We start from the raw sequence: 23,816 nt of genomic DNA on the forward strand, positions 1-23,816 counted from the left end.
GTATCGCTGGATGCGCTACCGCGAGGTTGCTCAGCAGCCCAACACCTTGAATCAACGTGGATCGCAGCTGATCGGGATGCACCTGACCCTTGATAACACCCTTAAAGATGGGTTAGGCCATGTGCGCATAGGCGACAGCAGTTGGCGAGTGCAGGCGACAGAAGATTTGCCCGCCGGAACGCCCGTGATCGTCACCGGTGTGGTGGGTATCACGCTGCAGATTCAGCCGCGTTTCCCTTCGCCCTGATGGCAGCAGCCCGCCAGATGATTGATGATCGGGCACTCGGCACTGTCATCGCCGGGGCAGGCTTCAGCAAGTTCCAGCAGTCGCGCGCGCATTGCATGCAATTCTTCGATGTGCGCAGCGATTTCATCCGCTTTCTGCAAGGTGCGCGCTTTGACATCCGCGCTGTGGCGTGCGGGATCGTTGAACAGCGTCACCAGTTCGCGGCACTCGTCCAGCGTAAACCCGACCTGACGCGCCTGACGCAGCAGATTCAGCTCATCAATATGATGCGCGGCATAGCTGCGATAACCATTATTACTGCGCAACGGCGGCGTCACCACGCCCTTCTCTTCATAAAAACGGATCGCCTTGCTGGTTAGCCCGGTTTTTTTTGCCACATCGCTGATGTTCATCTTTTGTCTTCACCTCATGACCGCTTGACCTTCCCCTGAATGGAAGGTTTAGGCTCTATAACTAATGCAAAGTTTGCAGACAGTCAAACCTCTCGTTTAAGGAGTTTAAGATGTCACACACACAATTACTGGCGCTGGACGGTTTGTCCTGTGGCCACTGCGTCAAACGGGTGAAAGAAGCGCTGGAGCAGCGCGACGATGTGGAACAGGCGGAAGTTACGCAGCAGGAAGCGCGCGTTACCGGTGCCGCCAGCGCCAGCGATCTGATTGCGACCGTTGAACAGGCCGGCTATCACGCGGCGGTGAAAGACAGCCCAAAGCCTGAGCCGTTGACAGCAACAGAGCCGCCGCCGGAGGCGCTGACAACGGTGTCGCAACCGGCAGAAGAAAACCTTCCTGCTCACCATTTGCTGATCGGCGGCATGAGCTGCGCCAGCTGTGTGAGCCGGGTGGAACAGGCGTTGCAGAAAGTGCCTGGTGTCAGTCAGGCCCGCGTCAACCTCGGAGAGCGCAGTGCGCTGGTGTTAGGCGATGCGCAAGCCGAGGCGCTGATTGGCGCAGTGGATCAGGCGGGCTATTCCGCTGAAGTGATCGACGATGAACAGACGCGGCGTGAACGCCAGCAGGTCAGCGCACAGCAGGCGATGCGCCGCTTTAGCTGGCAGGCGGCATTGGCGCTGCTGCTCGGCGTGCCCATGATGATCTGGGGCATGCTCGGCGACAATATGATGCTGAGTGACGCCAACCAAACGTTATGGCGCACGCTCGGCGTGATCACCTTGTTGGTGATGGTGATCGCTGGCGGTCATTTCTATCGCAGTGCGTGGCGCAGCTTACTTCACGGCACCGCCACCATGGATACGCTGGTGGCCCTCGGCACTGGCGCCGCCTGGCTCTATTCGATGAGCGTGGCGCTGTGGCCAGAATTTTTCCCGATGCAGGCACGACATCTCTATTTCGAAGCCAGCGTGATGATCGTCGGTTTGATAAACCTCGGCCATGCGCTGGAACAGCGAGCACGCCAGCGGGCATCCAAAGCCCTCGAACGCCTGTTGGATCTCACCCCTGCGCAGGCGCGTGTGATCGGTGAACAGGGCGAAACGCTGATGCCGTTGAGCGAGGTCCAGCCCGGCATGCTGCTGAAGCTGGTCACCGGCGATCGCGTGCCGGTGGATGGCGAAGTCGACAGCGGCGAAGCCTGGTTTGATGAAGCAATGTTGACCGGTGAAGCGGTGCCACAGGCGAAACAGCCCGGCGATAAAGTCTATGCCGGGACACTGGTGCAGGATGGCACGCTGCGCTTCGTGGCACGCGCCACCGGCAGCCGCACCACGCTGGCGCGGATCATCAATCTGGTACGCCAGGCACAAAGCAGCAAACCGGACATTGGCCGCCTGGCCGATCGCATCTCAGCGGTGTTTGTGCCGGTGGTGGTAGCGATTGCCCTGCTGGCGGGTCTGGTGTGGTATCTGGTCGGCCCGCAGCCACAGTTGGCCTACACGCTGGTGATTGTCACCACGGTGCTGATTATCGCCTGCCCGTGCGCACTGGGACTGGCGACGCCAATGTCGGTGATTGCCGGCGTCGGTCGCGCGGCAGAACTGGGCGTGCTGGTGCGCGATGCTGATGCGCTGCAGCGTGCCAGCGAAGTCGATACCATCGTGTTTGATAAAACCGGCACGCTGACACGCGGCACCCCGCAGGTGAGCGATGTGCTGGTCTATGGCGACTGGAATCGTCAGCAGGTGCTGAGCGCTGCGGCGCAACTGGAACAAAGTTCGAACCATCCGCTGGCGAAAGCGATTCTGGCGGCAGCACCCGATCTCAGCGATGAGCCGAATAAGCAATTTCGTACAATACGCGGCAAAGGCGTGAGCGCTAAAGTGGCGGGCAGAACGCTGCTGCTCGGCAATCAGGCACTGCTGGATGAACAACAGATTGATTACCGCGCCGCACAACAAGATATCGACCGTTTCGCCGCGCAAGGCACTACGCCAGTGCTGCTGGCCGATCATCGTCAGTTGCTCGGCCTGATCGCCCTGCGTGACAGCCTGCGCCCGGAAAGTGCGGAGGCGTTACAGCGCCTGCACCTGTTGGGCTATCGGTTAATCATGCTGACCGGCGATCACCAAAAAACCGCGCAGGTGATTGCTGCCGAAGCCGGTATTGATGAAGTGATCGCGGGCGTGCTGCCCGAAGGCAAAGCGCAGGCGATTGCGCAGTTGCAGCAGCAGGGGCGCAAAGTGGTGATGGTCGGCGATGGCATCAACGATGCGCCCGCGCTGGCGCAGGCCGATGTGGGGATTGCGATGGGTGGCGGCAGCGATGTGGCCGTCGAAACCGCCGCCATGACGTTAATGCGCAACGATTTGCACTGTGTTGCCGATGCGCTGGCGATGGCAGGCGCGACACTGCGTAATATGCGCCAGAACTTGCTCGGGGCTTTTGTCTATAACAGCCTGGGGATTCCAATTGCGGCGGGCGTGCTCTACCCGTTCACGGGTTTGCTGCTTAGCCCAATCGTGGCGGGCGCGGCGATGGCGCTGTCTTCGATTACCGTGGTGAGTAACGCGAATCGTTTGTTGCGCTTTAAGCCAGCAAAACGCTAATCGCCCTCTCTGCCCTGTTTTTCAGTGACTGAAATCGCTAGCATGGATTTTTGACTTCAAAAGGACAGGGCATGAGACGCAGTCTGTGGCACAGCTTCCAGCAGATGGCCGCCAGCCTCTTCCCGGCACGCTATACCTGGCCGGCAATGGATATCAAATTGGGCGATCGACGCCTGCATCTGGCGGGCAGTATTCATATGGGCACGCGCGATATGCAGCCTTTGCCCGCCGGTCTGCTGCGTCAGCTGAGCAAGGCCGACGCACTGATTGTCGAAGCGGATATTACCCAGGGTGCATCGCCCTTCAGCAATGATGATGCCTGTGCACCGCTGGCAATGCGTCTGGATGCAGAGGTGTTGCAGCGACTGGATGTGCTGTGCGATGAGCTTTCGCTTTCCATGGCAGTGTTCGACACGCTGCCGTTCTGGCAAATCGCCTTGATGCTGCAGGCACAACAGGCGCAGCGTCTGGGGTTACGGCCGCAATATGGCATTGATTACCAACTGCTGATGGCGGCGAAATCGGCTAATAAGCGCATTATTGAACTGGAAGGCCCGGAAACCCAGATCGCACTGCTGAAGTCGCTACCGCAGGAGGGTTTATCGCTGTTACTGGACACGCTGGAGCATTGGCACACCAACGCCCGCCTGCTGCAAACCATGATCAGCTGGTGGCTGGATGCACCGCCCACGCAGCAACCGGTGGCCCTGCCGACCACCTTTAGCAGCGATCTCAATGACACGCTGATGCGCAATCGCAATCAGCACTGGCGCGAGTTATTGCAGGCGCTGCCGAAAGGCCGCTATGTGGTGGCCGTGGGTGCGCTGCATCTGTATGGCGAGGATAACCTGCCAGGATTGTTGAAATCGTAACAAATGCCGTCACCGCAAGACCTTATGCATCCTCATGTCCTGAAAGCGATCAGATCGATGACGTGAGTCTCTCTGATTGTGCGGAAATGTGCTTTGCCGGATGCGCGGCGGATGGTTGGCATAGCGGATGAGCAGTAAGCAGTGAATTGCAGGCAAAAAAGAAGGCCAATATCGCTATCGGCCCGTCAAAGAGGAATTTGTTTATGATTTTGGTTATCACCAGCATTGCTGGCGCGGGCCAATTTTCGCGCAAAGTTCAGAATTTCGCCAGTATTATTCACCAAAACTGAAATAAGAATTTTCGTAGCAAGGACAGAACATGACACCCGCCGTAAAACTGCTGGAAAAACAAAAGGTCGCCTTTACCCTTCATCCTTATGAGCATGACAGCCACGAAACAAATTTTGGTGATGAGGCGGTGCGTAAGCTCAATCTCGATGCACGCCAGGTGTTCAAAACCCTGCTCGTGGCGCTCAACGGCGATGCCAAAGCGCTGGCGGTAGCCGTGACACCGGTCTCCTCGCAGCTCGATTTGAAAAAAGTGGCAAAGGCGCTGGGCGCCAAAAAAGCGGATATGGCCGACCCGCAACTGGCACAGCGCGTCACCGGCTATCTGGTGGGTGGCATCAGCCCGCTGGGGCAGAAAAAACGTCTGCCAACGGTGATCGATCAGCAGGCTGCAGAATTTGCCACCATCTTTGTCTCCGGCGGTAAGCGCGGGCTGGATATAGAACTGGCGGCGCATGACCTGGCACGACTGCTGGATGCCACACTGGCCGACGTGGCGCGCCGCGATTAATCCGGCTGCTGGGCGCAGAGTTGATCAATCATCCAGCGCCCGGCAGGACCTGGCGGATTGCGTCGCGACCAGATTACATCCACCGCGATGCGCTGTGGCCAGCCTGGCACCGGCAACTCTTTCAACACCTGATGACCAAACTGCTCCACCAGCCAGCGCGGTAATACGCTCCAGCCAAATCCCTGCTCCGCCATTTCCAGCAGCAATAAATAAGAAGGCGCCGACCACACTCGGCCAGCAGGCAAGGGTTCACGGTTTTGCACCCAGGTATTAAGCCGTAAATGACGCAATTCACCGAGTTGTGCTTCACTCACCTGTTTTGACTGCGCCAGCACATGCTCCTGATGCAGATAGATCGCCATTTCCGCCCCCACCTGTAAACGCGCCACCGCTAAATCAGGCGGCAGTTGCGGCTGCGCACGCACCACGCCGAGATGCACGCGACCGGCCTGCAGCAGGTCCAGCGCGTCCGCGTCCTCAGCAATCATGCATTCAAATTCAATATCCGGATAACGCGCTTCAAAGCGGTTGAGCAGATTTTCATGATGATCGGCCTGCCAGAAATCAGAAATCGCCAGACTGAGTCGCGGTTCCACGCCCTGTGACAGCCGCACCGCCAGCTCATCCAACCGCTGACTGGCCGCCAGAATCTGCTGTACCTGCGCCAGTGCGCGCTGTCCTTGCTCGGTTAGTACCGGCTGGCGACCGCTGCGATCAAACAGGGTGAAACCGAGATCGTCTTCCAGATTCGCCACGGCGCTGCTGATGGTGGACTGGCTTTTGGCCAGCGCACGCGCCGCCGCAGAAAACGAGCCGCTGGCGACAGTCTGGACAAAGGCCTCAAGGGATTCCGGGGAGTATTTCATGGTGAACCATCGCTTTTATCGATAGGTAATCATTTTATCTTAGCATTTTGCGGTGAGAAAATGTGTCGCGTTACCCAAAAGGAGGTTTATATGCGTACCCGTTCGCTGAAAGAACGTTTTTATCATGCTGCAGGATTTGAAGTGCTGGCGATTCTCACTGTGGCTCCGCTGGCCGCCTGGATTATGGAAAAGCCGCTGTTTCAGATGGGCGCGCTGGCGATTATGTTGTCAACGGTCGCCATGCTGTGGAACATGATCTATAACACCGGTTTTGATCGCATCTGGCCGCCGCAGAGAAAACGCGGCCTCGGCCTGCGCGCCATCCACGCGCTGGGCTTTGAAGGGGGCTTTATCGTTATCGGCTTGCCGATTGCCGCCTGGATGCTGAAGATCACGCTGCTGGAAGCCTTCATGCTGGAAGTGGCGTTCTTCCTGTTCTTCCTGCCCTATACCATGGCTTATAACTGGATGTGGGATAAATTGCGCCAGCGCTGGCTGACGCAGAAATCCTGTCAGGCATAAAACAACGGCGCCCAATCGGGCGCCGTTTTTAATTGTGCAGCGCACGCGGCCAGATCCACGCCAAAATGGCTTGCGGGTAGCTGCGCTTCCTGGGTTTTTCCTGCGCTTTGTCGCGCTCCTGTACCTGCTGCTCCGTCAAATGCACGATGCCGGTTGGCGCATAGTCGGCGATTTTCAGCGGTGAGTGCGCCGTGACAAAATCGCGCAGCACATCTGCATCGCGCAGTCCGGTATTGCTGAAGCCCGCATGCGCTTCGATGTTGGGATAACCATCACCGCCGCTGGCATTAAAGCTGTTGGTGGCCATGCGATAGGTTTTGTCTTTTTGCAGCGGCTCGCCATTGATCTTCACCTCACTCACCGCTTTGCCATCTGCCACCAGACTGATATTGCTGAATTGCGCGAAACCACCGGAGTTGGTCTTGATATTGGCAACCGTGGCAAGATACTTCAGTAATTCGTCTCCGGTCAGCATGACTGACACCACCTGATTACCAAACGGCTGCACCTGCAACAGATCGCGCCAGCTCAGTTTGCCCGCGGCCAGTGAAGTGCGAATGCCACCGCCACTGATCACCGCGAAATCCGCTTGGGTCGCTGCCATCTGCGCGCGCAGAATCAGCTGCCCAAGGTTGGTTTGTTCAAAGCGCACTTTGTCGCGTTCGCCCACGAACACGCCATCACTGCTGCCAACCGTGACGTCGAGTTTCTTTGCCGCGCGCAGTTGATACGGCGTCAACAATTTCATCATTGCGCTGTTGGGTGGGATCTCTTCCTGCCAGGTAAGCCAGGAAACGCTGCCATCCAGATTTTTCACTTCATGCTTGAGATTCACCGGGATCAGCTGATAGCTGTCCAGCGTCAACTCGCCGTTGCGGAAGGTGAAATCGCCGCGCCCGACATATTTGCCCCACTCTTTTGCCTGCATGATCCACACACCGTTTTGACGATCGGGCTGACAAGGCTGGCCGGGCTGATAATCTTTCACGCTGACGTTATCTTTTTCCATGCACACCGCGTCCTGCGAGTGGCCACCAATAATCACATTAATAGTGCCCGGCGGCAGGCTGCGCGCCAGTTCCACATCACCCGGTGCGTTGCTGCCGTGCTGCCCATCGTCGTAATGGCCCATGTGCGTCAGCGCCACAATCACATCGGGTTTTTCACTGGCACGCAGTTCCGCCACCGCTTTTTCCGTCTCTTTCACCGGATCGCGGATGTCGATATTGGCAATATTTTCCGGATTGGAAATTTTCAGCGTATCGGTGGTGGTCAGGCCAATCACCGCGATCTTCAGCCCCATGCGATTGAAGGTCGCCCACGGCTTGAACAGACGCTGGTCGGTGCCCTTTTGATAGATATTGGCAGAGAGGAAGGGAAATTTAGCCCACTTCTGTTGCTGTTGTAGCACGCTGAGCGGCTTATCGAATTCGTGATTGCCGAGCGCCATGGCATCGTAGCCGATGAGGTTCATGCCACGAATATCGGGTTCGGCATTGAGCAGATCCGATTCCGGTACGCCGGTATTCACGTCTCCGGCGGAAAGGATCAAGGCACCGCCGCCTTTGGCCTGCACATCATAACGCTGTTTATCCATCAGCGTTTTCTGCGCCGCCAGACCGTATTCGCCCTGCGCATTGGTCCAGTAGCGACCGTGATGATCGTTGGTGTGCAGAATACTGAATCGATAACTGCGATCCGTCTGCCATGCCTGCGCCAGCATCGGCAGCAACAGCATGATCAGCGCCAGCCAGCGCCCTCTCCTCGGGAATAACAACAAAGCCGATCTCCTTATTCTGCGTCTTTCCACTTTGCCGTGGACTTAATGTGCTTTATCACCCTTCTGTGTCGCACAGATGGCACTTTAACTCAAGACTAAAGGCTTATAGAGTCATGCGGTAGTAACAAACTGATAACGATAACCGCACTCTTCAGGATTTTTATGGCAAGTGACATCGCAACCCCGGCACGCGCATCGGGACGGACCGCTTTTGGCATTTTAGGTGCCATCAGCCTCGCGCATCTGCTCAACGATATGCTGCAATCGCTGCTGCTGGCGATCTACCCGATGCTGCAAAAAGATTTTAGCCTTAACTTCGTCCAGATAGGTCTGATAACGCTAACCTTTCAGGTCACCGCTTCGCTGCTACAGCCGATCATCGGTCATTACACCGACAAATACCCAAAACCCTGGTCTTTGCCGGTTGGGATGGGCTTTACGCTGTGTGGTCTGGTGCTGCTGACGTTCTCCAGCACCTATCCGCAGGTGCTGCTCGCTGCCGCGCTGGTGGGCAGCGGTTCCTCGGTGTTTCATCCGGAATCTTCGCGCGTGGCGCGTATGGCCTCCGGTGGACGTCATGGCCTGGCTCAATCCCTGTTCCAGGTGGGCGGCAACTTTGGTAGCGCGTTAGGCCCGCTGTTGGCAGCGATGATCGTGGCCCCTTACGGCAAAGGGCATCTTGCCTGGTTCGTGCTGGCGGCACTGCTCGGCATTATCGTGCTGCTGCAGGTCAGCCGCTGGTATAGCCACCAGCAGCGCGCCAGTAAAGCAAAGGCAACGGTTGCGCCGGTTAACCCGCTGCCGCGTAAGAAAGTGGCGTTGGCGATCAGCATTTTGCTGCTGCTGATCTTCTCTAAATACTTCTATCTCACCAGCCTGAGCAGCTACTACACCTTCTATTTAATCCAGAAGTTCGGGCTTTCTGTTCAGGCCTCGCAATTCCATCTGTTTGCCTTCCTCGGCGCGGTGGCTGCGGGCACCATTATTGGCGGGCCGATTGGCGATAAAATCGGTCGTAAATACGTGATTTGGGTATCGATTCTTGGCGTTGCGCCCTTCACCTTGCTGCTGCCACACGCCAACCTAATGTGGACCAGCGTGTTAAGCGTGATCATCGGGTTGATTCTCGCCTCGGCGTTTTCTGCCATTTTGGTGTATGCGCAGGAGCTGATGCCAGGGCGTATTGGTATGGTTTCCGGGCTGTTTTTCGGTTTTGCCTTTGGCATGGGCGGGCTTGGTGCTGCAGTACTCGGCGTGGTGGCAGACCACACCAGCATCGAATGGGTATATCAAATCTGTGCCTGGCTGCCTTTAATCGGCCTTTTAACCGCTTTCTTACCTGATAACCGCCACGCGTAAGCCACTTTTGGGGGGCAACGCTTTTTCCTCGCCCCCCTCCATTCTGCGTAAAACCTGCCGATAGTGTGAGATAACTGAGGAAAATGCTGCTTAAGCTGCGTTTTCTTCTCAATTTTTCAATTTAATCGCTTTTCACCGCTCAAATGTTTAAACGTGGTTAGCGATTGTGCATTACACTAGGTTGTTACAAGCGGATACATTTGCACACAAGGAGACTGGCATGCATCACACCACACCGTTGATCACCACCATTGTCGGGGGCCTGGTCCTCGCCTTTATCCTTGGAATGATTGCCAACCGTCTGCGAATCTCCCCTCTGGTCGGTTATCTGCTGGCTGGCGTGCTCGCCGGTCCCTTTACCCCGGGCTTCGTCGCCGATACTAACCTCGCGCCTGAGCTCGCCGAACTCGGCGTTATCCTGCTGATGTTTGGCGTGGGTTTGCACTTCTCGCTGAAGGATTTGATGTCGGTAAAGTCCATTGCCATTCCCGGCGCCATCGCGCAAATCGCGGTGGCCACGCTACTGGGAATGGGGCTGTCGTGGGCGATGGGCTGGTCGTGGATGACCGGTCTGGTGTTTGGCCTCTGTCTCTCCACCGCCAGTACCGTGGTGTTACTGCGTGCGCTGGAAGAGCGTCAACTGATTGATAGCCAGCGGGGGCAGATCGCCATTGGCTGGCTGATTGTTGAAGATTTGGTGATGGTCCTGACGCTGGTGCTGCTGCCCGCCATTGCCGGAATGCTGGAAGAAGGCAACGCCAGCCCCTCTCTGCTGTTCTGGGACCTGATGCTGACCATCGGCAAAGTCGTCGCCTTTATGGTGCTGATGATGGTGGTCGGTCGTCGCGTGGTGCCGTGGATCCTGGCAAAAAGTGCCGCCACCGGATCGCGTGAACTGTTCACCTTATCCGTACTGGCCCTGGCGCTGGGTATCGCTTTCGGTGCGGTTGAATTCTTCGATGTCTCCTTCGCCCTCGGCGCCTTCTTTGCCGGTATGGTGCTTAACGAATCCGAACTCAGCCACCGTGCCGCGCACGATACTCTCCCACTGCGCGATGCGTTTGCGGTGCTGTTCTTTGTCTCGGTCGGTATGTTGTTTGACCCGATGATTTTGATCGAGCAGCCGCTGGCGGTGCTGGGCGCGCTGGCGATCATCGTGCTCGGGAAATCCATCGCGGCCTGGCTGCTGGTGACGCTGCTCGGCCACTCGCGCCGCACCGCCATGACCATTTCAGTAAGTCTGGCGCAAATTGGGGAATTCGCTTTTATCCTTGCCGGATTAGGTATTTCACTCGGCATGTTGAGTGATGAAGGACGCAATCTGGTGCTGGCGGCTGCGATCCTCTCCATCATGCTGAACCCGATTCTGTTTACCCTTCTGGAGCGCTACCTCGATAAGACTGAAACCATCGAAGAGCAGACGCTGGAAGAGGCGATTGAAGAAGAGAAGCAGATTCCGCTGGATATCTGTAATCACGCGGTCATTGTGGGTTATGGCCGCGTTGGCAGCTTGCTGGGCCAGCAGCTGATGGAAGCCGATGTGCCGCTGGTGGTGGTGGAAAATTCCCGTCCGCGCGTTGAAGCGCTGCGTGAGCAAGGGATCAAGGCGGTGCTGGGCAATGCGGCACGCGTCGATACCATGGAGTTAGCCCGACTCGACTGTGCACGCTGGCTGCTGCTGACCATTCCAAACGGTTACGAAGCCGGGGAAATTGTCACCGCCGCGCGTGAGAAGCGTCCGGATATCGAAATTATTGCCCGCGCGCATTACGACGATGAAGTGAATTACATCATGGAACGCGGTGCCAATCGCGTGGTGATGGGCGAGCGTGAGATCGCCCACAGCATGCTGAACGTGCTGCAGGAAGAGATCGCGCAGAACCCGATTGTGCGGGAGTGCCCGATTTAACGACGTGCGGTGATGGGCCAGGTCGCCATTAATGGCGACCCTACGGGATTGAAATGTGTCAAACAGTTAGCGCATCAATTTCAAAAACGGATGCGCATCATCGGTTTACGCTTTACCTGTCCCAGTACGACTCTTCTAAACTGTCTTCCCGCTCAGGCAGCCCGCGCATCAGACGCGGTGAATGCTGATTCAGCACCTGATAACTCACCCGGTTGGCATACTTACACACCTGCGCCAGCGACGAATAGGTGAGATAACCGCGTGCGTGTTTGCTGGAGTTCGGCACTTTCTGGCGGTGGAAATTATTGGCAGTGATGTCGTGCAGCAGCGCGGCCAGAGCACCATCGCCCGCGCCGTTGGTGTTCATGATCTTCTCAGGGCCGCCCATATAAGGCGCGATGTGCGAGAAGATGCGCAGCGGCTGCTGGCAATCCTGATGACGCATAGCGCGGCTGAACTCATATTGGTTGAACTCGGCAATTGCGCCCGGCAGCAGCGGATGATTGGTTTTGCGCTTGAATTCATCTTCGGTGAAGCCAGCCATATACAAACCGGTAGGGCCAGCAGTGCACAGCACCAAATCCACCCAGTCCAGCGCAATATTCGACGCCAGCAGCGGATCCTGCTCACCCGTCAGCGCCAGCGCCTCTTCTTCGTTCATCGCCACGATCGACACATGATCGCGCAGGAAATCGCGCCAGAACTGCGGATCGTCCTGAATCACGTATTTGGTTCCCAGCGTCAGCACCACCGGCACGTTATGTTTTTTCGCGTAGTCGATGGCACGCAGCGTGGCCGCTGGCATCGGTTCACCCGGCTGGCAGCGCACCAGATAGGAAGTCAGCACCAGCGCCGACGCCCCGGCAATCACCTCTTCCGGAATGCTGTCCGCCTGCAGTTGGTTCATTAAACCCGGGCTGATGGCAAAGGTGCGTTCGCCCTGCTCACCAATCAGAGTGAAGCAGCGGCCAATCGCGCCATCCACGCCTTGCAGGAAGTTGAGATCCATACGGCTGGAGGTGTTGCACAGATAGCGATAAGCGTAGCCGCCAATCTGGATGTTGTTGCACATCACGCCGAGCAATACGGAACGGTCATCGGCCAGCACGGAATAGTTGTGCAGCGTATTACCGATGGTGCCGCCGGCAAATTGATGGCTGATCAGCGCATCGCGCATCAGCTCGTTATACAAAGCTTCTGCGGTAGCATCGTCGATCACCAGCGAGTGGCCGGCGCTCAGCCCGTAGCGTTGCAGAAAGTCATCATCAACTTTGGCTTCAATATCCACCAGCGTCTGGTCGATACCCACCACCCAACTGCCCTCTTCCTGCTCTTGAGGTGTGGCTTGCAGCAGCGGATCGCGCGCGTTAACGGGGAAATAGTGTTTGGATTTGCGTTTGCCGGGAAATTTCATCGTGGCTGCCGTAAGGGAAATCTGGCAGAGAATGATATCACACTCTCTGCCAGCACTTTATCGGCGTGCGTTGACCAGCTGAACCATCATCTCGATGTGCTCGTCATCGGCGTTGAGCGCGGGAATGTATTCGAACTTCTCGCCACCGGCGTGCAGGAAGAACTCACAGTTCTGCTCGCTGATCTCTTCCAGGGTTTCCAGACAGTCTGCGGAGAAGCCGGGACTCATCACCTGCACATGTTTGATGCCCTTGGCCGGTAAACCTTGCATGGTTTCGTCGGTGTACGGTGTCAACCATGGCTCGCGACCAAAGCGTGACTGGAAGGTCATCATGATTTTGTGTGGCGCGATGCCCAACGCGGCAGCCAGCGCCTCGGTGGTGTCTTTGCAGCGCTGAGGATAATCATCACCTTCGTCGGCAAAGCGCTGTGGGATGCCGTGATACGACAGCACCAGCAGGTCCGGTTCGCCATGCTGCGCAAACGAACGCTCAACCGAAGCCTTCAGTGCTGCGATATAGGCAGGATGCTCGGCATAATCGCGAATGAAAGCTACTTCCGGCAGGGAGCGCAGCGGTTTAAAGCTGGCGGATAATCCGTCCCAAACGGCAGCCACCGTCGAGCACGAGAATTGCGGATAGAGCGGCAACACAATCAGTTTGGTGACACCCTGGTCCAGCAAACGCTGTACCGCCCCGTCGAGGCTTGGCAGGCCGTAGCTCATGCCCAGCTCAACCGGCATATCCACGCGCTGCGCCAGCGCATCGCGCTGCTGCTTGCTGAACACCATCAGCGGAGAGCCTTCTTTCATCCACACCGAGGCGTACAGTTTCGACACGCGCGGCGAACGGAACGGCAAAATGGCGAAATTGAGAATCGGCCACCACAACCAACGCGGTGTATCCACCACGCGCGGGTCGCCAAGGAACTGTTTCAGATAGCGCTTAACGGCAGGTGTTGTAGGCGCATCAGGTGTGCCTAAGTTGACCAGCAAAACCCCAGGCTTTTCTTGCCTCATTGGTATTTCCTTGATGTCAAAACGAATGGATCAAAATCAGGGGGAAATTGTAGCGGAAATCGTGGGAGGGGAAAGCAATTGCTGCAAAAGGGCCGGACAACCGGCCCCTGATCCGCATTAACCGAGAATACCGGCCAGCTGCGTGCTCACTTCAGCCACCTTACGGGTGCCGTCGATCTTGTGATACTGGGTGTTACCGGCTTCCGCTTCTTTGCTGTAGTAAGCAATCAGCGGTGCAGTCAGCTGATGGTATTCCACCAGACGCTTACGCACGGTTTCTTCCTGGTCGTCTTTACGCGTGGTCAGCTCTTCGCCGGTCACGTCATCTTTGCCTTCCACTTTTGGAGGATTATAGGTGACGTGATACACGCGGCCAGACGGCGCATGCACGCGACGACCAACAATACGATCCACAATCAGTTCGTCCGGTACGGCAAACTCCAGCACGAAGTCCACATTGATACCCGCGTCTTTCATGGCATCAGCTTGTGGGATGGTGCGTGGGAAGCCATCGAGCAGGAAACCGTTTTTGCAGTCTTCCTGCGCGATACGCTCTTTAACCAGCGCAATCACCAGCTCGTCTGTCACCAGTTTACCGGCATCCATGATGGCTTTCGCCTGTTGGCCCAGTTCGGTGCCTGCTTTAACTGCCGCACGCAACATGTCACCGGTGGAGATTTGCGGAATACCGTATTTCTCCATGATGAATTGAGCCTGAGTGCCTTTACCTGCGCCCGGTGCCCCGAGCAGAATAATACGCATTGCGTAATTCCCCTTGCGAATCGCATTGATCAATCTGAGAAGGCCAAGAACATACCATTATGACCCGCGCACCACAAGGAAACGGGCGCGCTTCCGGTGAAAGCTTTACTTTGACTTGCTTTAGCGCAAAACACCAGCAGAGTGCCCGTTTTTAAGAATCAAGGCTAACGCTAAACACTTCTTTCAGACGTCTCTTCAGGATCGGCGTGACGTTTTGATTTTTGTTCACACCGCCGCGCACGTTGGCATGCAGGCGCAATCGGTGATGAGCGGGAAGCAGATGCATATCCTGCGGTAAGTCGGGCAAGGTAAGACTGACCGGCATGGGGAACAGGGCGAACGGTAAGCCGTGCTGCTGAATCGATTGCAGCTGAACCGGGGCCTCAAGCGTAATATTATCCACGCTAGCGATATTAAACGGCCGCCAGTCGCTGTTTTCCATCATTTCAAGGGTTTGATCCAGTGACGAGCCAAAGGCCAGTCCCTGCTCAAATAACCGCAATTCGCTGCGCACCAGCGTGCTGAAATCGCAGGTTTTCAATGCAATTAACACCAGGTCACTGCTTAACGCCGCATGACGATCGAGCCGCGCCACAAACAATCGCGCATCGCTGATTAATCGTTTATGCAACAAGGTGGCAAAGGATTCCGAGGCGTCGGTCACGCCCTGACTTTGACACTCCGCCAGCGAGCGCACCCGCCCCTGCAGCATGTCGACATGCTCCACCAGCGCAATGTTACCAGCCATCATCGGCACTGCGGGTAACACACTCAGTTCACTGACCGGATATTGCGAAGCGTAACGCGTTTGATTGCGCGCCTGTTCCTGACGTAAAAACAGTTGTGAGAGCAGCACCCGCGAAATATGCAAAGAAGGTGCAAAGAAGAGGTCGTAATTTTCCAGCCGATAGTGACGTGAAAGCAAGCCGCGAAGTCGATCGCGCGCTGCCGCCGCCCTGGCAGAAGCATGTTGGTGATCCATCGCGTGAGATTTCTCTAATTATAAAGATGCTGTGTGTGTCGCAGATTGAGGGGGAACATTAGCCGCGTTAAACACAGACAACGCCATCCGTCAACCCGCCATAATCTGGGGGAAAGGTTAGGCCAATGCGGCTGGACATTAAAATGATATAAACTGACAATCCCTGTTAGGTTTTTACACAGGGGATGAGTATGACCGCGCTTCCGTCGTTACGTGCACTGCACTATTTTCATCAGGCAGCACTGCACAGCAGTTTTAGCGTGGCGGCCGAGCGTCTTCATGTGACACACAGCGCCATTAGCCATCAGATTCGACAGCTGGAAAGCTGGATGGGAAAGCCCTTATTCGTCCGTACCAATGGGCGCGTCAAATTAACCTCACACGGCGAGCGCTTGCTGGTGAGTTGTCAGAAGGCGTTTAGCGAACTCTCCACCACCTGCGAAAGCATTCGCACCGGCATGCGTCATCACCTCAGCGTATCTTGCGCGCCCAGTTTTCTCTCGCAATGGCTGATTCCACGTATTAGCAGTTTTTATCAACGCTATCCCGATATTGAAGTGCAGTTTCAGCCGCTGGTGGAGATCGACCAGTTGCGCAGTGAACACACCGATGTGCTGATTCTCAGCTATGAGCAGTCACCGGATGAGGATATTGATGCTACGCTGATCAGCGATGACTACATCGGCCCGCTGTGCGCGCCTCAGTATGCCGCGCGTTTTCACAATGAGCAGGATTTAGCCACACTGCCGCTGCTGCATGCCGATACACGACTGCACGCATGGGCCGAGTGGGCGAAAACCAGCGGTGCGCGTGGCAATTATTGGGTCGGTAAGCATTTCGATAATCTCACTCTGGGCATTCAGGCGGCGAGAAATGGCTTAGGGGTGATCATGGCCCCGCGCTTACTGGTCAGGCAGGAGTTGAGCGACGGTACGCTTATCGCCCCATTGGGATTTGTGCGTGTGGACCGCGCTACCTGGATGATGACGAAAATGTCACGTCAGCATGATGCGGAGATAACGTTATTCCGGGATTGGCTGCGCGATCAGGCGCTGCATTAAAAGAAAGGTCGGCATTCAATGCCGACCTTTTTGTCTCTTGCCAACCCTGCTGCCGGTATTGATGCCAACCGGCGCGGGCGCTGAATGGCTTATGCCGTCAGCAGTTGGTTCATACGACGGATAAACTGGTTAGGATCGTCCAGCGTGCCGCGCTCAGCCAGCAGCGCCTGATCCAGCAGCAGCTCAACCCATTCAGCAAAATGCGCTTCGTCATGGGTATCCGCCACGCGTTTCACCAGCGTATGCTCCGGGTTGATTTCGAAGATGTACTTCACATCCGGCACTTCCTGGCCCGCAGCAGCAAACAGCTTCGCCATCTGGGTGGTCATTTCGTTGGCGTCGGTGGTGACAATCGCCGGGGTGTCGGTCAGACGATGAGTCAGACGCACCTCTTTAACACGCTCGCCCAGCAGCGTTTTCACGCGCTCAACAAACGGCTCCAGCGCTTTTTCCGCTTCCTTCTGCTCTTCGGTCTCTTCATCGGCCAGTTTGCTCAGCGACTCATCCGCTTTGCTCACTGACTGGAAGGTTTTACCGTCGAACTCGGTCAGGTAGCTCATCATCCACTCGTCGATACGATCGGACAGCAGCAGCACCTCGATACCTTTTTTGCGGAACAGTTCCAGATGCGGGCTGCTCTTCGCGGCGGCATAGCTGTCAGCGGTGATGTAGTAAATCTTATCCTGCCCTTCCACCATGCGGCTCAGGTAATCGTCCAGCGAAATGGTCTGCTCAGCGCCTTCACTCTGCGTGGTGGCAAAGCGCAGCAGTTTAGCAATCGCCTGCTGATTGGTGTTGTCTTCGGCGGGGCCTTCTTTCAGGACCAGACCAAACTCTTTCCAGAACTGCTGGTATTTTTCGGCGTCGTCTTTAGCCAGTTTTTCCAGCATCTGCAGGCTACGCTTGGTCAGCGCGGCGCGCAGGCTCTGGGTGACACGGCTGTCCTGCAGGATTTCACGCGAGACGTTCAGCGGCAGATCGTTGGAATCTATCAGGCCACGTACGAAGCGCAGGTAGTTCGGCATGAACTGCTCGGCATCGTCCATGATGAACACGCGCTGCACATACAGCTTCAGGCCGTGTTTGCTGTCGCGGTTGAACATGTCGAATGGCGCACGCTGCGGGATGTACAGCAGGCTGGTGTACTCCTGCTTGCCTTCAACACGGTTGTGGCTCCAGATCGCCGGATCGCTGTAATCATGGGCGATGTGTTTATAGAACTCGTTGTACTCTTCGTCGCTGATTTCAGACTTGTTGCGCGTCCACAGCGCCTGAGCTTTGTTGATCTTCTCCCAGGTGGTGGTGTCGTTCTCTTCGTCTTTGGTCTCAATCTCAACCGGCAGCGCAATGTGATCGGAGTATTTGCTGATCACGTTGCGTACGCGCCACGCATCGAGGAAATCATCCTCGCCTTCGCGGAAGTGCAGCGTGATTTCGGTACCGCGATCGGCTTTCTCGATTTCTGCCAGAGTGTATTCACCCTCGCCCGCCGATTCCCAGAACACGGCTTCATCGGCTTTCGCGCCCGCAGCACGAGTACGCACGGTAACTTTATCCGCAACGATAAACGCCGAGTAGAAGCCCACGCCGAACTGACCGATCAGCTGACTGTCTTTCGCCTGGTCTGAGCCCATCGATTCAAGGAAGGATTTGGTGCCGGACTTCGCGATGGTACCGAGGTTCTCAATCACCTCATCACGGCGCATACCGATGCCGTTATCGCTTAAGGTCAGCGTACGATTATCCTTATCGACCGAGATACGCACGCGCAGGTCGCCATCGCCTTCGTACAGATCCGGCGTGGACAGGGCGCGGAAGCGCAGTTTGTCGGCGGCATCAGAGGCGTTGGAGATCAGTTCACGCAGGAAAATCTCTTTGTTTGAATAGAGGGAGTGAATCATCAGGTGCAGAAGTTGTTTTACCTCTGACTGGAAGCCACGCGTCTCTTGTCCTTTCATGGTCATTGCTACCTCAACTAAATCGGGGTTGATCATATGTTGAGAGAGAAATGGGGATGATGATGGGAATTTCAAGCCGATGTCGGTGAAGACATCGGCAAGTGATTAGAATTTAATCTTGTGGCGTCCGGCAAGTGAGTGCGACAGCGTGGTGCCATCGACCATTTCCAGCTCACCACCGACCGGCACACCGTGTGCAATGCGGCTGGCATCAACGCCATATTGCCCGCACAGCTCAGCGATGTAGTTGGCCGTGGCTTCACCTTCCACCGTTGGGTTGGTGGCGAGGATCACTTCGGTCAGCGTTTCACGCTCCAGGCGCTGCTCTAACCGATCCAGACCAATATCCTGCGGACCGATGCCATCCAGCGGTGACAAGTGGCCCATCAGCACAAAGTAGCGGCCGCCAAACTGGCCGGTTTGCTCAATGGCGTGGATATCGGCAGGACTCTCCACCACGCAAATCTGGCCGTTTTGTTGACGGCGCGGATTGGCGCAGATGGTGCAAATTTCCTGCTCGGTGAAAGTGCGGCAATCGGCACAGTGGCCGATTTCCGACATCGCGCGGGTCAAAGCCTGCGCCAGACGCATACCACCGCTACGATCGCGTTGTAACAGCTGAAAAGCCATGCGCTGCGCCGATTTCGGGCCCACGCCCGGCAGGCAGCGCAGCGACTCCATCAAAGATTCAAGCAGTGGACTGGTTTGCATCAGAACGGCATCTTGAAGCCAGGTGGCAACTGCATACCAGAAGACACTGAAGCCATTTTCTCTTTCTGCGTTTCATCGATACGACGTGCTGCATCGTTGAAGGCTGCCGCAATCAGATCTTCCAGCATGTCTTTGTCGTCTTCCAGCAAGCTTGGATCGACTTCAACACGGCGGCAGTTATGTGCACCGTTAATGGTGACTTTGACCAGGCCAGCGCCTGATTCACCGGTCACTTCCAGCGCGGCAATCTCTTCCTGAACTTTGGCCATTTTGTCTTGCATCTGCTGGGCCTGTTTCATCAGGTTGCCCAATCCGCCTTTACCAAACATAGTCTTCTCTCTCTGCTGGGGCTGCGCGCCACTCACGCGCGACAGCGGGTGTTCAAACGGGTCGAATACTCTCTTCATCCAGATCGGCATCGAAGAATCGACGCAATGTCTGAATGTGAGTATCGCTTTCAATCGACTGGCGCGCCTGCACCAGTTTCTCTTCATAAATGGCCTGACGCCATTCCAGTGGCGTCAACACCGCAGGATTATCGTCTTCAACGATGGTCAGTTCAACCGTTTGTCCGGCTGCCTGACTGAGCGCTTCCGTCAACGCCTGTTTTGCCGACGCTGAATTCAGGTGACGCTGACTGCTGCGCAAATGCAGCGTGACGGCGTTCTCGCCCACCTCTTTCCACGCGTTTAACGCCACCTGCTGCACCAGTTTTGGCAACGTCAGTGCGGCTATTTCGGCGGCCCACGCATCGCGCTGCTGGGCTTCTTCGGCCAGACGAAGCGCCAGCTCAGGCGTTTTCTCATGCTCCAGAGCGGAACGCAAGGCTTTTGGCGTTGCGATGGGCTCCGCTTTTACCTCGACCGTTTGCTGGGCTTTCCAGCGATAGGCTTCTGGCTTCGCGGGCGTTTTTACCGCGGGTTCAGACGCACGCTGCTGCACGCGTTCGGTGACACTGGCAAGACGTTCCAGCGCCGGGTTCGCCGGCCGCGCGGGACGCGCTGCCGGCTCACTCTTTTTTGCTTTGCCGGCTCCCTGACGCAGCAACTGCGTTCGCGCCTGTAACAGCTGGCTGGTGGAGTCGGACATATGTTCTGGCGCCGGTTGCATATCGGCGTAATCATCAGCCATCGGCGGTGCGTCCTGCATTGGCGGCGCCACCTGCGGCTGCGCGGCAGAGGCGGTGCGAGGTGCCGAAGAAGTGGCTGCAGGTCCGGCAGCGGGAGCGGAAGCCGCTGGCGTTGCTGACGCGGCAGTGTTGGCTGACGAAGCTGGAGCAGTAACCTGAGCGGAAGAGGCCGGCGCAGCAACGCCTGCGGATGCAGCAGCAGCTTGCGGCGCCGCCTGCGGAATCAGGCTGGGTCGCGCAACCGGCTCGGCAATGGTCGCCTGCGGATGGAACGCCAGCGCGCGCAGCAGCGTCATCTCGACGCCGAGGCGACGATCCGGTGCCAGCGGCAGATCTTTACGTCCCATCAACAAAGTTTGGTAGTAGAGCTGCACATCGGCGGGCGGTAAGACGCGCGCTAAATCGCGCAAGCGCTGTGCCTGATTCACATCATCCTCGCCAAGTGAAGCCGGCAGCAGTTGCACCATCGCCACACGATGCAGCAATCGCAGCATCTCGACCAGCAGCGCTTCCCACTCGACACCACGCGATGCCGCCTGATTCAGCAGTGCCATCACCTGTTCACCCTGGCCCTCCACCAGCGCTTCAATCAGCGCCAGCGGCTGTTCGTCATCCAGCGTGCCCAGCATTTGCGCCACGGTTTCACGCGTCACGCTGCCCTGCCCCATGGCAATCGCCTGATCGGTGAGACTCAGGGCATCACGCATACTGCCATCAGCGGCACGCGCCAGCAGATGCAGTGCACGCGGCTCGGCGGCAATCTGCTCCTGCTGCAATATATGCGCTAACTGCTGCTGAATTTGCTCGACGTCGAGCGCTTTAAGATGGAACTGCAGGCAACGCGACAGAATAGTGACCGGCAGTTTTTGCGGATCGGTGGTCGCCAGCAGGAATTTGACGTGCGACGGCGGCTCTTCCAGCGTTTTCAACAGCGCATTAAAGCTGTGACGCGAGAGCATGTGCACTTCATCGATCAGATAAACCTTGAAGCGACCGCGCGCCGGGGCGTACTGCACGTTATCCAGCAGATCGCGCGTGTCTTCAACTTTGGTGCGTGACGCGGCATCGATCTCAATCAGATCGACAAAGCGCCCCTGCTCGATTTCACGGCAGTTATCACACTGACCACATGGCGTGGAGGTGATGCCGGTTTCGCAGTTAAGACCTTTCGCCAGCAAACGGGCGATCGAGGTTTTCCCCACGCCGCGTGTACCGGAGAAGAGATAAGCATGATGGATTCGTCCCAGTGACAATCCGTTGGCCAGCGCAGTCAGCACATGTTCCTGACCGACTACGTCAGCGAAAGCCTGGGGACGCCATTTTCGCGCAAGTACCTGATAGCTCATGTGGATTCAATCACTGGAATTTATTGAGTTGGCACAGCGGTGCGGCTAAATGAACCGGGTTCCGCCACAAGACAAAGAGGAAAAATGCAGCTTCGCAACCCCTGTTTATATGGGCAGTAGTCTAACAGCCACAACAGGATATGCCTATACCCGCGCTGCAGGCGCTGAATGTCATCGCGCATCCGCTTGAGCGGTACGATTTATCAGATATTGATACAAGGGTACGACGGCAGGAACGCGCAATGAAATGCGCCGCGATGGCCAAGGCCAGCGGCGCACAGGGCCTTAGTGGCCGGGGAAATTCACGAGGCTGTAGCAATCAATGCCGATCGCGTTAAGGCGCGCTTCACCGCTCAGATCAAACAGGTTGATCACGAACGCAGCATCTTTCACTTCACCACCGGCACGGCGGATCAGTTTCACCGTAGCTTCCAGCGTACCGCCGGTGGCCAGCAGATCGTCCACCACCAGCACCACATCACCTGGCTTAATGGCATCTTTGTGCAGCTCCAGCGCATCAGAACCGTACTCCAGCTCATAGCTCTCGCTGTAGGTTTCACGCGGCAGCTTGCCCGGCTTACGCACCGGCACAAAACCGACACCCAGACCCAGTGCCACCGGTGCACCAAACAGGAAGCCACGTGCTTCGGTGCCCACCACTTTGGTGATACCTTTGTCACGATAGCGTTCAACCAGAATGGCAATCGACGCGGCATAGGCCTGCGGATCTTCCATCAAACTGGTGACGTCACGGAACAGGATGCCCGGCTTAGGGTAGTCAGGGATGCTTTTGATGCTGTTTTTGATGAGTTCAAGCTGCTGAGCAGTTGCGGTCATAAGTGTTACGCCTGGAAAAATATCTAATACGCGCAGCATCCGACAGCGCCAATACCCGGAAACCGGGTTAAGCGAAGACGTTTAAAAAGGGAAGCCACGCACGAAGATGCCCAAATCTATGCAAATACCTGTCTAAATGCAACCCTGCCGCACTTAATCGCCGCTGTCAGCATTTTCTGCCACTACCGGGATACGCCACATAAACAAAAGCAGCGCGCACAACATGATGCCCAGCATAATCCGCACCCACAGCATGTTAACCACATAAATAGAGACGGCAAAGGTGATGACAATCAGCAACATGGCGCGGCCTTTGGCGCCGGGCGGCATGGCGCGATGCTGTTGCCAGTGGCGGATGTAGCGACCAAACGGCGAGCGCCACAGCAGCCAGTGGTGAAAACGCGGTGACGAACGGGCAAAGCACCAGGCGGCCAGCAACACAAATGGCGTGGTCGGTAACAAAGGTAATACAATGCCCAGCGTGCCCAGCACAATCGCCAGCCAGCCAAGACACAGAAGAAAAATTCGTTGCATGCCTGATGCCTGATAAAATCGGAACTGCGCTACGTTAACACAGTCGGAATCAGAGTGATGCCCCAACCGCCCGCACATCAACGTCTGCTCGCCATTGTCGATCAGCTACGACAGCAAATCGCGCAGCAACGCGATGGTGCCTGCCGACAGCCCCGTTTTGACGCCCAACTGTTCCATTGCAAAGGCACGCGGCTCGCTGATTATCTTGCTGAGCTGGAACAGAATTTAACCCAGCTCACCGCTGCTGATACCGACGTCATACGCCGTCAGTGGCTGGCGGAGAAAGTGCTGAACCAGATTGCCGCCCTGCAACGCGAATGCCAAAGCCAGCAACTGCGCACCCCGCGTGAGCGTCCTCGCGTTGATCCGCGCCAGTCGAAGCGCGAAGAGTATCAGGGCTATGAAACGCGCTTGCTGGCGATGATCGAACAACGTGAGCAACATCTGGCGCGCGCCGAAACCCTCAGCGTGCAGCAGCAGTTGATCCGCGATATCGAAGTGCTGCACGAGCGGCTGGCACGCTGTCGCCATGCGATGCACAAACTGGAAATGTCAGGCCCGGCACGGTAATCACCGCCCACTTTCCTTTATACCCGTCATACTTCACAGGGCAGGTGAGTTGGCTACGCTCATTCCCCCCGTGTCTGCATGAGTAAGCCCCTGCGGGTTCATTCCTTTGCCACTTGCCTGCACCTGAAATTATTTAGGAT

The 23,816-nt window shown here is 56.6% G+C and carries 22 protein-coding genes and 1 other annotated feature; of the genes, 9 read left to right on the plus strand and 13 right to left on the minus strand.

Annotation, left to right across the window (positions count from 1 at the left end):
* Positions 1-247 (plus strand): NfeD family protein (locus H7A81_RS07710; RefSeq protein ID WP_182057179.1); only part of this gene is annotated, 247 nt, incomplete at its 5' end.
* On the opposite strand, the gene cueR is transcribed toward H7A81_RS07710, so the two are convergent.
* Positions 223-639: a Cu(I)-responsive transcriptional regulator gene (cueR, locus tag H7A81_RS07715; protein WP_034828208.1), complete on the minus strand. Its 417-nt coding sequence runs from the start codon at positions 637-639 to the stop codon at positions 223-225. The genes H7A81_RS07710 and cueR overlap by 25 nt on opposite strands.
* Positions 640-749: 110 nt before the next feature.
* Here cueR and copA point away from each other — a divergent pair, with 110 nt between their 5' ends.
* The 3 genes from copA (at position 750) to ybaK (ending at position 4,919) form a co-directional block, all read left to right on the plus strand.
* Positions 750-3,248 (plus strand): copper-exporting P-type ATPase CopA, encoded by a 2,499-nt coding sequence (gene copA / locus H7A81_RS07720; RefSeq protein WP_182057180.1) that lies wholly within the window; start codon positions 750-752, stop codon positions 3,246-3,248.
* Positions 3,249-3,319: 71 nt separating this feature from the next.
* Positions 3,320-4,120: a TraB/GumN family protein gene (locus H7A81_RS07725; protein WP_166933757.1), complete on the plus strand. Its 801-nt coding sequence runs from the start codon at positions 3,320-3,322 to the stop codon at positions 4,118-4,120.
* A 319-nt stretch (positions 4,121-4,439) separates the two neighbouring features.
* Complete coding sequence (gene ybaK / locus H7A81_RS07730; RefSeq protein WP_058962239.1) at positions 4,440-4,919, plus strand: Cys-tRNA(Pro)/Cys-tRNA(Cys) deacylase YbaK; 480 nt, start codon at positions 4,440-4,442, stop codon at positions 4,917-4,919.
* Here the strand turns inward: ybaK and H7A81_RS07735 are convergent.
* Positions 4,916-5,785: a LysR family transcriptional regulator gene (locus H7A81_RS07735; RefSeq protein ID WP_034828200.1), complete on the minus strand. Its 870-nt coding sequence runs from the start codon at positions 5,783-5,785 to the stop codon at positions 4,916-4,918. The genes ybaK and H7A81_RS07735 overlap by 4 nt on opposite strands.
* 90 nt (positions 5,786-5,875) lie before the next feature.
* On the opposite strand from H7A81_RS07735, the gene H7A81_RS07740 reads away from it, so the two are divergent.
* Positions 5,876-6,307, plus strand: coding sequence for a multidrug/biocide efflux PACE transporter (locus H7A81_RS07740; RefSeq protein WP_034828198.1), 432 nt, complete (start codon positions 5,876-5,878; stop codon positions 6,305-6,307).
* Positions 6,308-6,335: 28 nt separating this feature from the next.
* Here H7A81_RS07740 and ushA read toward each other — a convergent pair whose 3' ends face one another.
* Positions 6,336-8,087: a bifunctional UDP-sugar hydrolase/5'-nucleotidase UshA gene (ushA, locus tag H7A81_RS07745; protein ID WP_182057181.1), complete on the minus strand. Its 1,752-nt coding sequence runs from the start codon at positions 8,085-8,087 to the stop codon at positions 6,336-6,338.
* 162 nt (positions 8,088-8,249) lie between these two features.
* Here ushA and H7A81_RS07750 point away from each other — a divergent pair, with 162 nt between their 5' ends.
* On the plus strand, positions 8,250-9,446 hold the full coding sequence (locus tag H7A81_RS07750; protein ID WP_166933751.1) for an MFS transporter: 1,197 nt from the start codon (positions 8,250-8,252) through the stop codon (positions 9,444-9,446).
* A gap of 220 nt (positions 9,447-9,666) precedes the next feature.
* Positions 9,667-11,355 (plus strand): YbaL family putative K(+) efflux transporter, encoded by a 1,689-nt coding sequence (gene ybaL / locus H7A81_RS07755; protein WP_182057182.1) that lies wholly within the window; start codon positions 9,667-9,669, stop codon positions 11,353-11,355.
* Positions 11,356-11,467: 112 nt separating this feature from the next.
* Here the strand turns inward: ybaL and H7A81_RS07760 are convergent, their stop codons facing one another.
* From H7A81_RS07760 to H7A81_RS07775, 4 genes are all read right to left on the minus strand, one after another.
* Positions 11,468-12,769, minus strand: coding sequence for an inosine/guanosine kinase (locus H7A81_RS07760; protein ID WP_034828189.1), 1,302 nt, complete (start codon positions 12,767-12,769; stop codon positions 11,468-11,470).
* 57 nt (positions 12,770-12,826) lie between these two features.
* The gene (hemH, locus tag H7A81_RS07765; protein ID WP_182057183.1) at positions 12,827-13,786 is read right to left on the minus strand and encodes a ferrochelatase; all 960 of its coding nucleotides are present in this window, start codon (positions 13,784-13,786) and stop codon (positions 12,827-12,829) included.
* Between the two features lie 117 nt (positions 13,787-13,903).
* Positions 13,904-14,548, minus strand: coding sequence for an adenylate kinase (gene adk, locus H7A81_RS07770; protein WP_034828185.1), 645 nt, complete (start codon positions 14,546-14,548; stop codon positions 13,904-13,906).
* A gap of 151 nt (positions 14,549-14,699) precedes the next feature.
* Positions 14,700-15,530 (minus strand): DUF6024 family protein, encoded by an 831-nt coding sequence (locus H7A81_RS07775; protein ID WP_166933745.1) that lies wholly within the window; start codon positions 15,528-15,530, stop codon positions 14,700-14,702.
* 191 nt (positions 15,531-15,721) lie between these two features.
* On the opposite strand from H7A81_RS07775, the gene H7A81_RS07780 reads away from it, so the two are divergent.
* Positions 15,722-16,591 (plus strand): LysR substrate-binding domain-containing protein, encoded by an 870-nt coding sequence (locus H7A81_RS07780; RefSeq protein WP_034828181.1) that lies wholly within the window; start codon positions 15,722-15,724, stop codon positions 16,589-16,591.
* An 89-nt stretch (positions 16,592-16,680) separates the two neighbouring features.
* Here H7A81_RS07780 and htpG read toward each other — a convergent pair whose 3' ends face one another.
* The 6 genes from htpG to H7A81_RS07810 all read right to left on the minus strand — a co-directional run bounded on the left by htpG (position 16,681) and on the right by H7A81_RS07810 (position 23,106).
* A complete protein-coding gene (htpG, locus tag H7A81_RS07785) occupies positions 16,681-18,555 on the minus strand; it encodes a molecular chaperone HtpG (protein WP_058962244.1) in 1,875 nt (624 codons plus the stop codon).
* Positions 18,556-18,654: 99 nt separating this feature from the next.
* Entirely contained in the window at positions 18,655-19,260 is a 606-nt protein-coding gene (recR, locus tag H7A81_RS07790; protein ID WP_007886897.1) for a recombination mediator RecR, read from the minus strand.
* Complete coding sequence (locus H7A81_RS07795; RefSeq protein WP_031377860.1) at positions 19,260-19,589, minus strand: YbaB/EbfC family nucleoid-associated protein; 330 nt, start codon at positions 19,587-19,589, stop codon at positions 19,260-19,262. Before H7A81_RS07795 ends, recR begins: the two co-directional genes overlap by 1 nt.
* A gap of 52 nt (positions 19,590-19,641) precedes the next feature.
* On the minus strand, positions 19,642-21,735 hold the full coding sequence (gene dnaX, locus H7A81_RS07800; RefSeq protein WP_182057184.1) for a DNA polymerase III subunit gamma/tau: 2,094 nt from the start codon (positions 21,733-21,735) through the stop codon (positions 19,642-19,644).
* Positions 20,239-20,300 (minus strand) — a sequence feature (DnaX frameshifting element). It overlaps the preceding gene by 62 nt.
* A 285-nt stretch (positions 21,736-22,020) precedes the next feature.
* On the minus strand, positions 22,021-22,572 hold the full coding sequence (gene apt, locus H7A81_RS07805; RefSeq protein WP_058962246.1) for an adenine phosphoribosyltransferase: 552 nt from the start codon (positions 22,570-22,572) through the stop codon (positions 22,021-22,023).
* Positions 22,573-22,725: 153 nt separating this feature from the next.
* Complete coding sequence (locus H7A81_RS07810; RefSeq protein ID WP_160867919.1) at positions 22,726-23,106, minus strand: DUF454 family protein; 381 nt, start codon at positions 23,104-23,106, stop codon at positions 22,726-22,728.
* A 57-nt stretch (positions 23,107-23,163) separates the two neighbouring features.
* Here H7A81_RS07810 and priC point away from each other — a divergent pair, with 57 nt between their 5' ends.
* Positions 23,164-23,676, plus strand: coding sequence for a primosomal replication protein PriC (gene priC / locus H7A81_RS07815; protein WP_182057185.1), 513 nt, complete (start codon positions 23,164-23,166; stop codon positions 23,674-23,676).
* Positions 23,677-23,816: the final 140 nt, after the last annotated feature.

This window comes from Pantoea sp. ME81, assembly GCF_903970985.1.
In the GTDB taxonomy this organism is placed as follows: domain Bacteria; phylum Pseudomonadota; class Gammaproteobacteria; order Enterobacterales; family Enterobacteriaceae; genus Pantoea; species Pantoea communis.

Coding starts and splice junctions, on each gene's coding strand:
- cueR (WP_034828208.1), bottom strand. CDS start 639: ATGAACATCAGCGATGTGGCAAAAAAAACCGGGCTAACCAGCAAGGCG.
- copA (WP_182057180.1), top strand. CDS start 750: ATGTCACACACACAATTACTGGCGCTGGACGGTTTGTCCTGTGGCCAC.
- H7A81_RS07725 (WP_166933757.1), top strand. CDS start 3,320: ATGAGACGCAGTCTGTGGCACAGCTTCCAGCAGATGGCCGCCAGCCTC.
- ybaK (WP_058962239.1), top strand. CDS start 4,440: ATGACACCCGCCGTAAAACTGCTGGAAAAACAAAAGGTCGCCTTTACC.
- H7A81_RS07735 (WP_034828200.1), bottom strand. CDS start 5,785: ATGAAATACTCCCCGGAATCCCTTGAGGCCTTTGTCCAGACTGTCGCC.
- H7A81_RS07740 (WP_034828198.1), top strand. CDS start 5,876: ATGCGTACCCGTTCGCTGAAAGAACGTTTTTATCATGCTGCAGGATTT.
- H7A81_RS07750 (WP_166933751.1), top strand. CDS start 8,250: ATGGCAAGTGACATCGCAACCCCGGCACGCGCATCGGGACGGACCGCT.
- ybaL (WP_182057182.1), top strand. CDS start 9,667: ATGCATCACACCACACCGTTGATCACCACCATTGTCGGGGGCCTGGTC.
- H7A81_RS07760 (WP_034828189.1), bottom strand. CDS start 12,769: ATGAAATTTCCCGGCAAACGCAAATCCAAACACTATTTCCCCGTTAAC.
- hemH (WP_182057183.1), bottom strand. CDS start 13,786: ATGAGGCAAGAAAAGCCTGGGGTTTTGCTGGTCAACTTAGGCACACCT.
- adk (WP_034828185.1), bottom strand. CDS start 14,548: ATGCGTATTATTCTGCTCGGGGCACCGGGCGCAGGTAAAGGCACTCAG.
- H7A81_RS07775 (WP_166933745.1), bottom strand. CDS start 15,530: ATGGATCACCAACATGCTTCTGCCAGGGCGGCGGCAGCGCGCGATCGA.
- H7A81_RS07780 (WP_034828181.1), top strand. CDS start 15,722: ATGACCGCGCTTCCGTCGTTACGTGCACTGCACTATTTTCATCAGGCA.
- htpG (WP_058962244.1), bottom strand. CDS start 18,555: ATGACCATGAAAGGACAAGAGACGCGTGGCTTCCAGTCAGAGGTAAAA.
- recR (WP_007886897.1), bottom strand. CDS start 19,260: ATGCAAACCAGTCCACTGCTTGAATCTTTGATGGAGTCGCTGCGCTGC.
- H7A81_RS07795 (WP_031377860.1), bottom strand. CDS start 19,589: ATGTTTGGTAAAGGCGGATTGGGCAACCTGATGAAACAGGCCCAGCAG.
- dnaX (WP_182057184.1), bottom strand. CDS start 21,735: ATGAGCTATCAGGTACTTGCGCGAAAATGGCGTCCCCAGGCTTTCGCT.
- apt (WP_058962246.1), bottom strand. CDS start 22,572: ATGACCGCAACTGCTCAGCAGCTTGAACTCATCAAAAACAGCATCAAA.
- H7A81_RS07810 (WP_160867919.1), bottom strand. CDS start 23,106: ATGCAACGAATTTTTCTTCTGTGTCTTGGCTGGCTGGCGATTGTGCTG.
- priC (WP_182057185.1), top strand. CDS start 23,164: ATGCCCCAACCGCCCGCACATCAACGTCTGCTCGCCATTGTCGATCAG.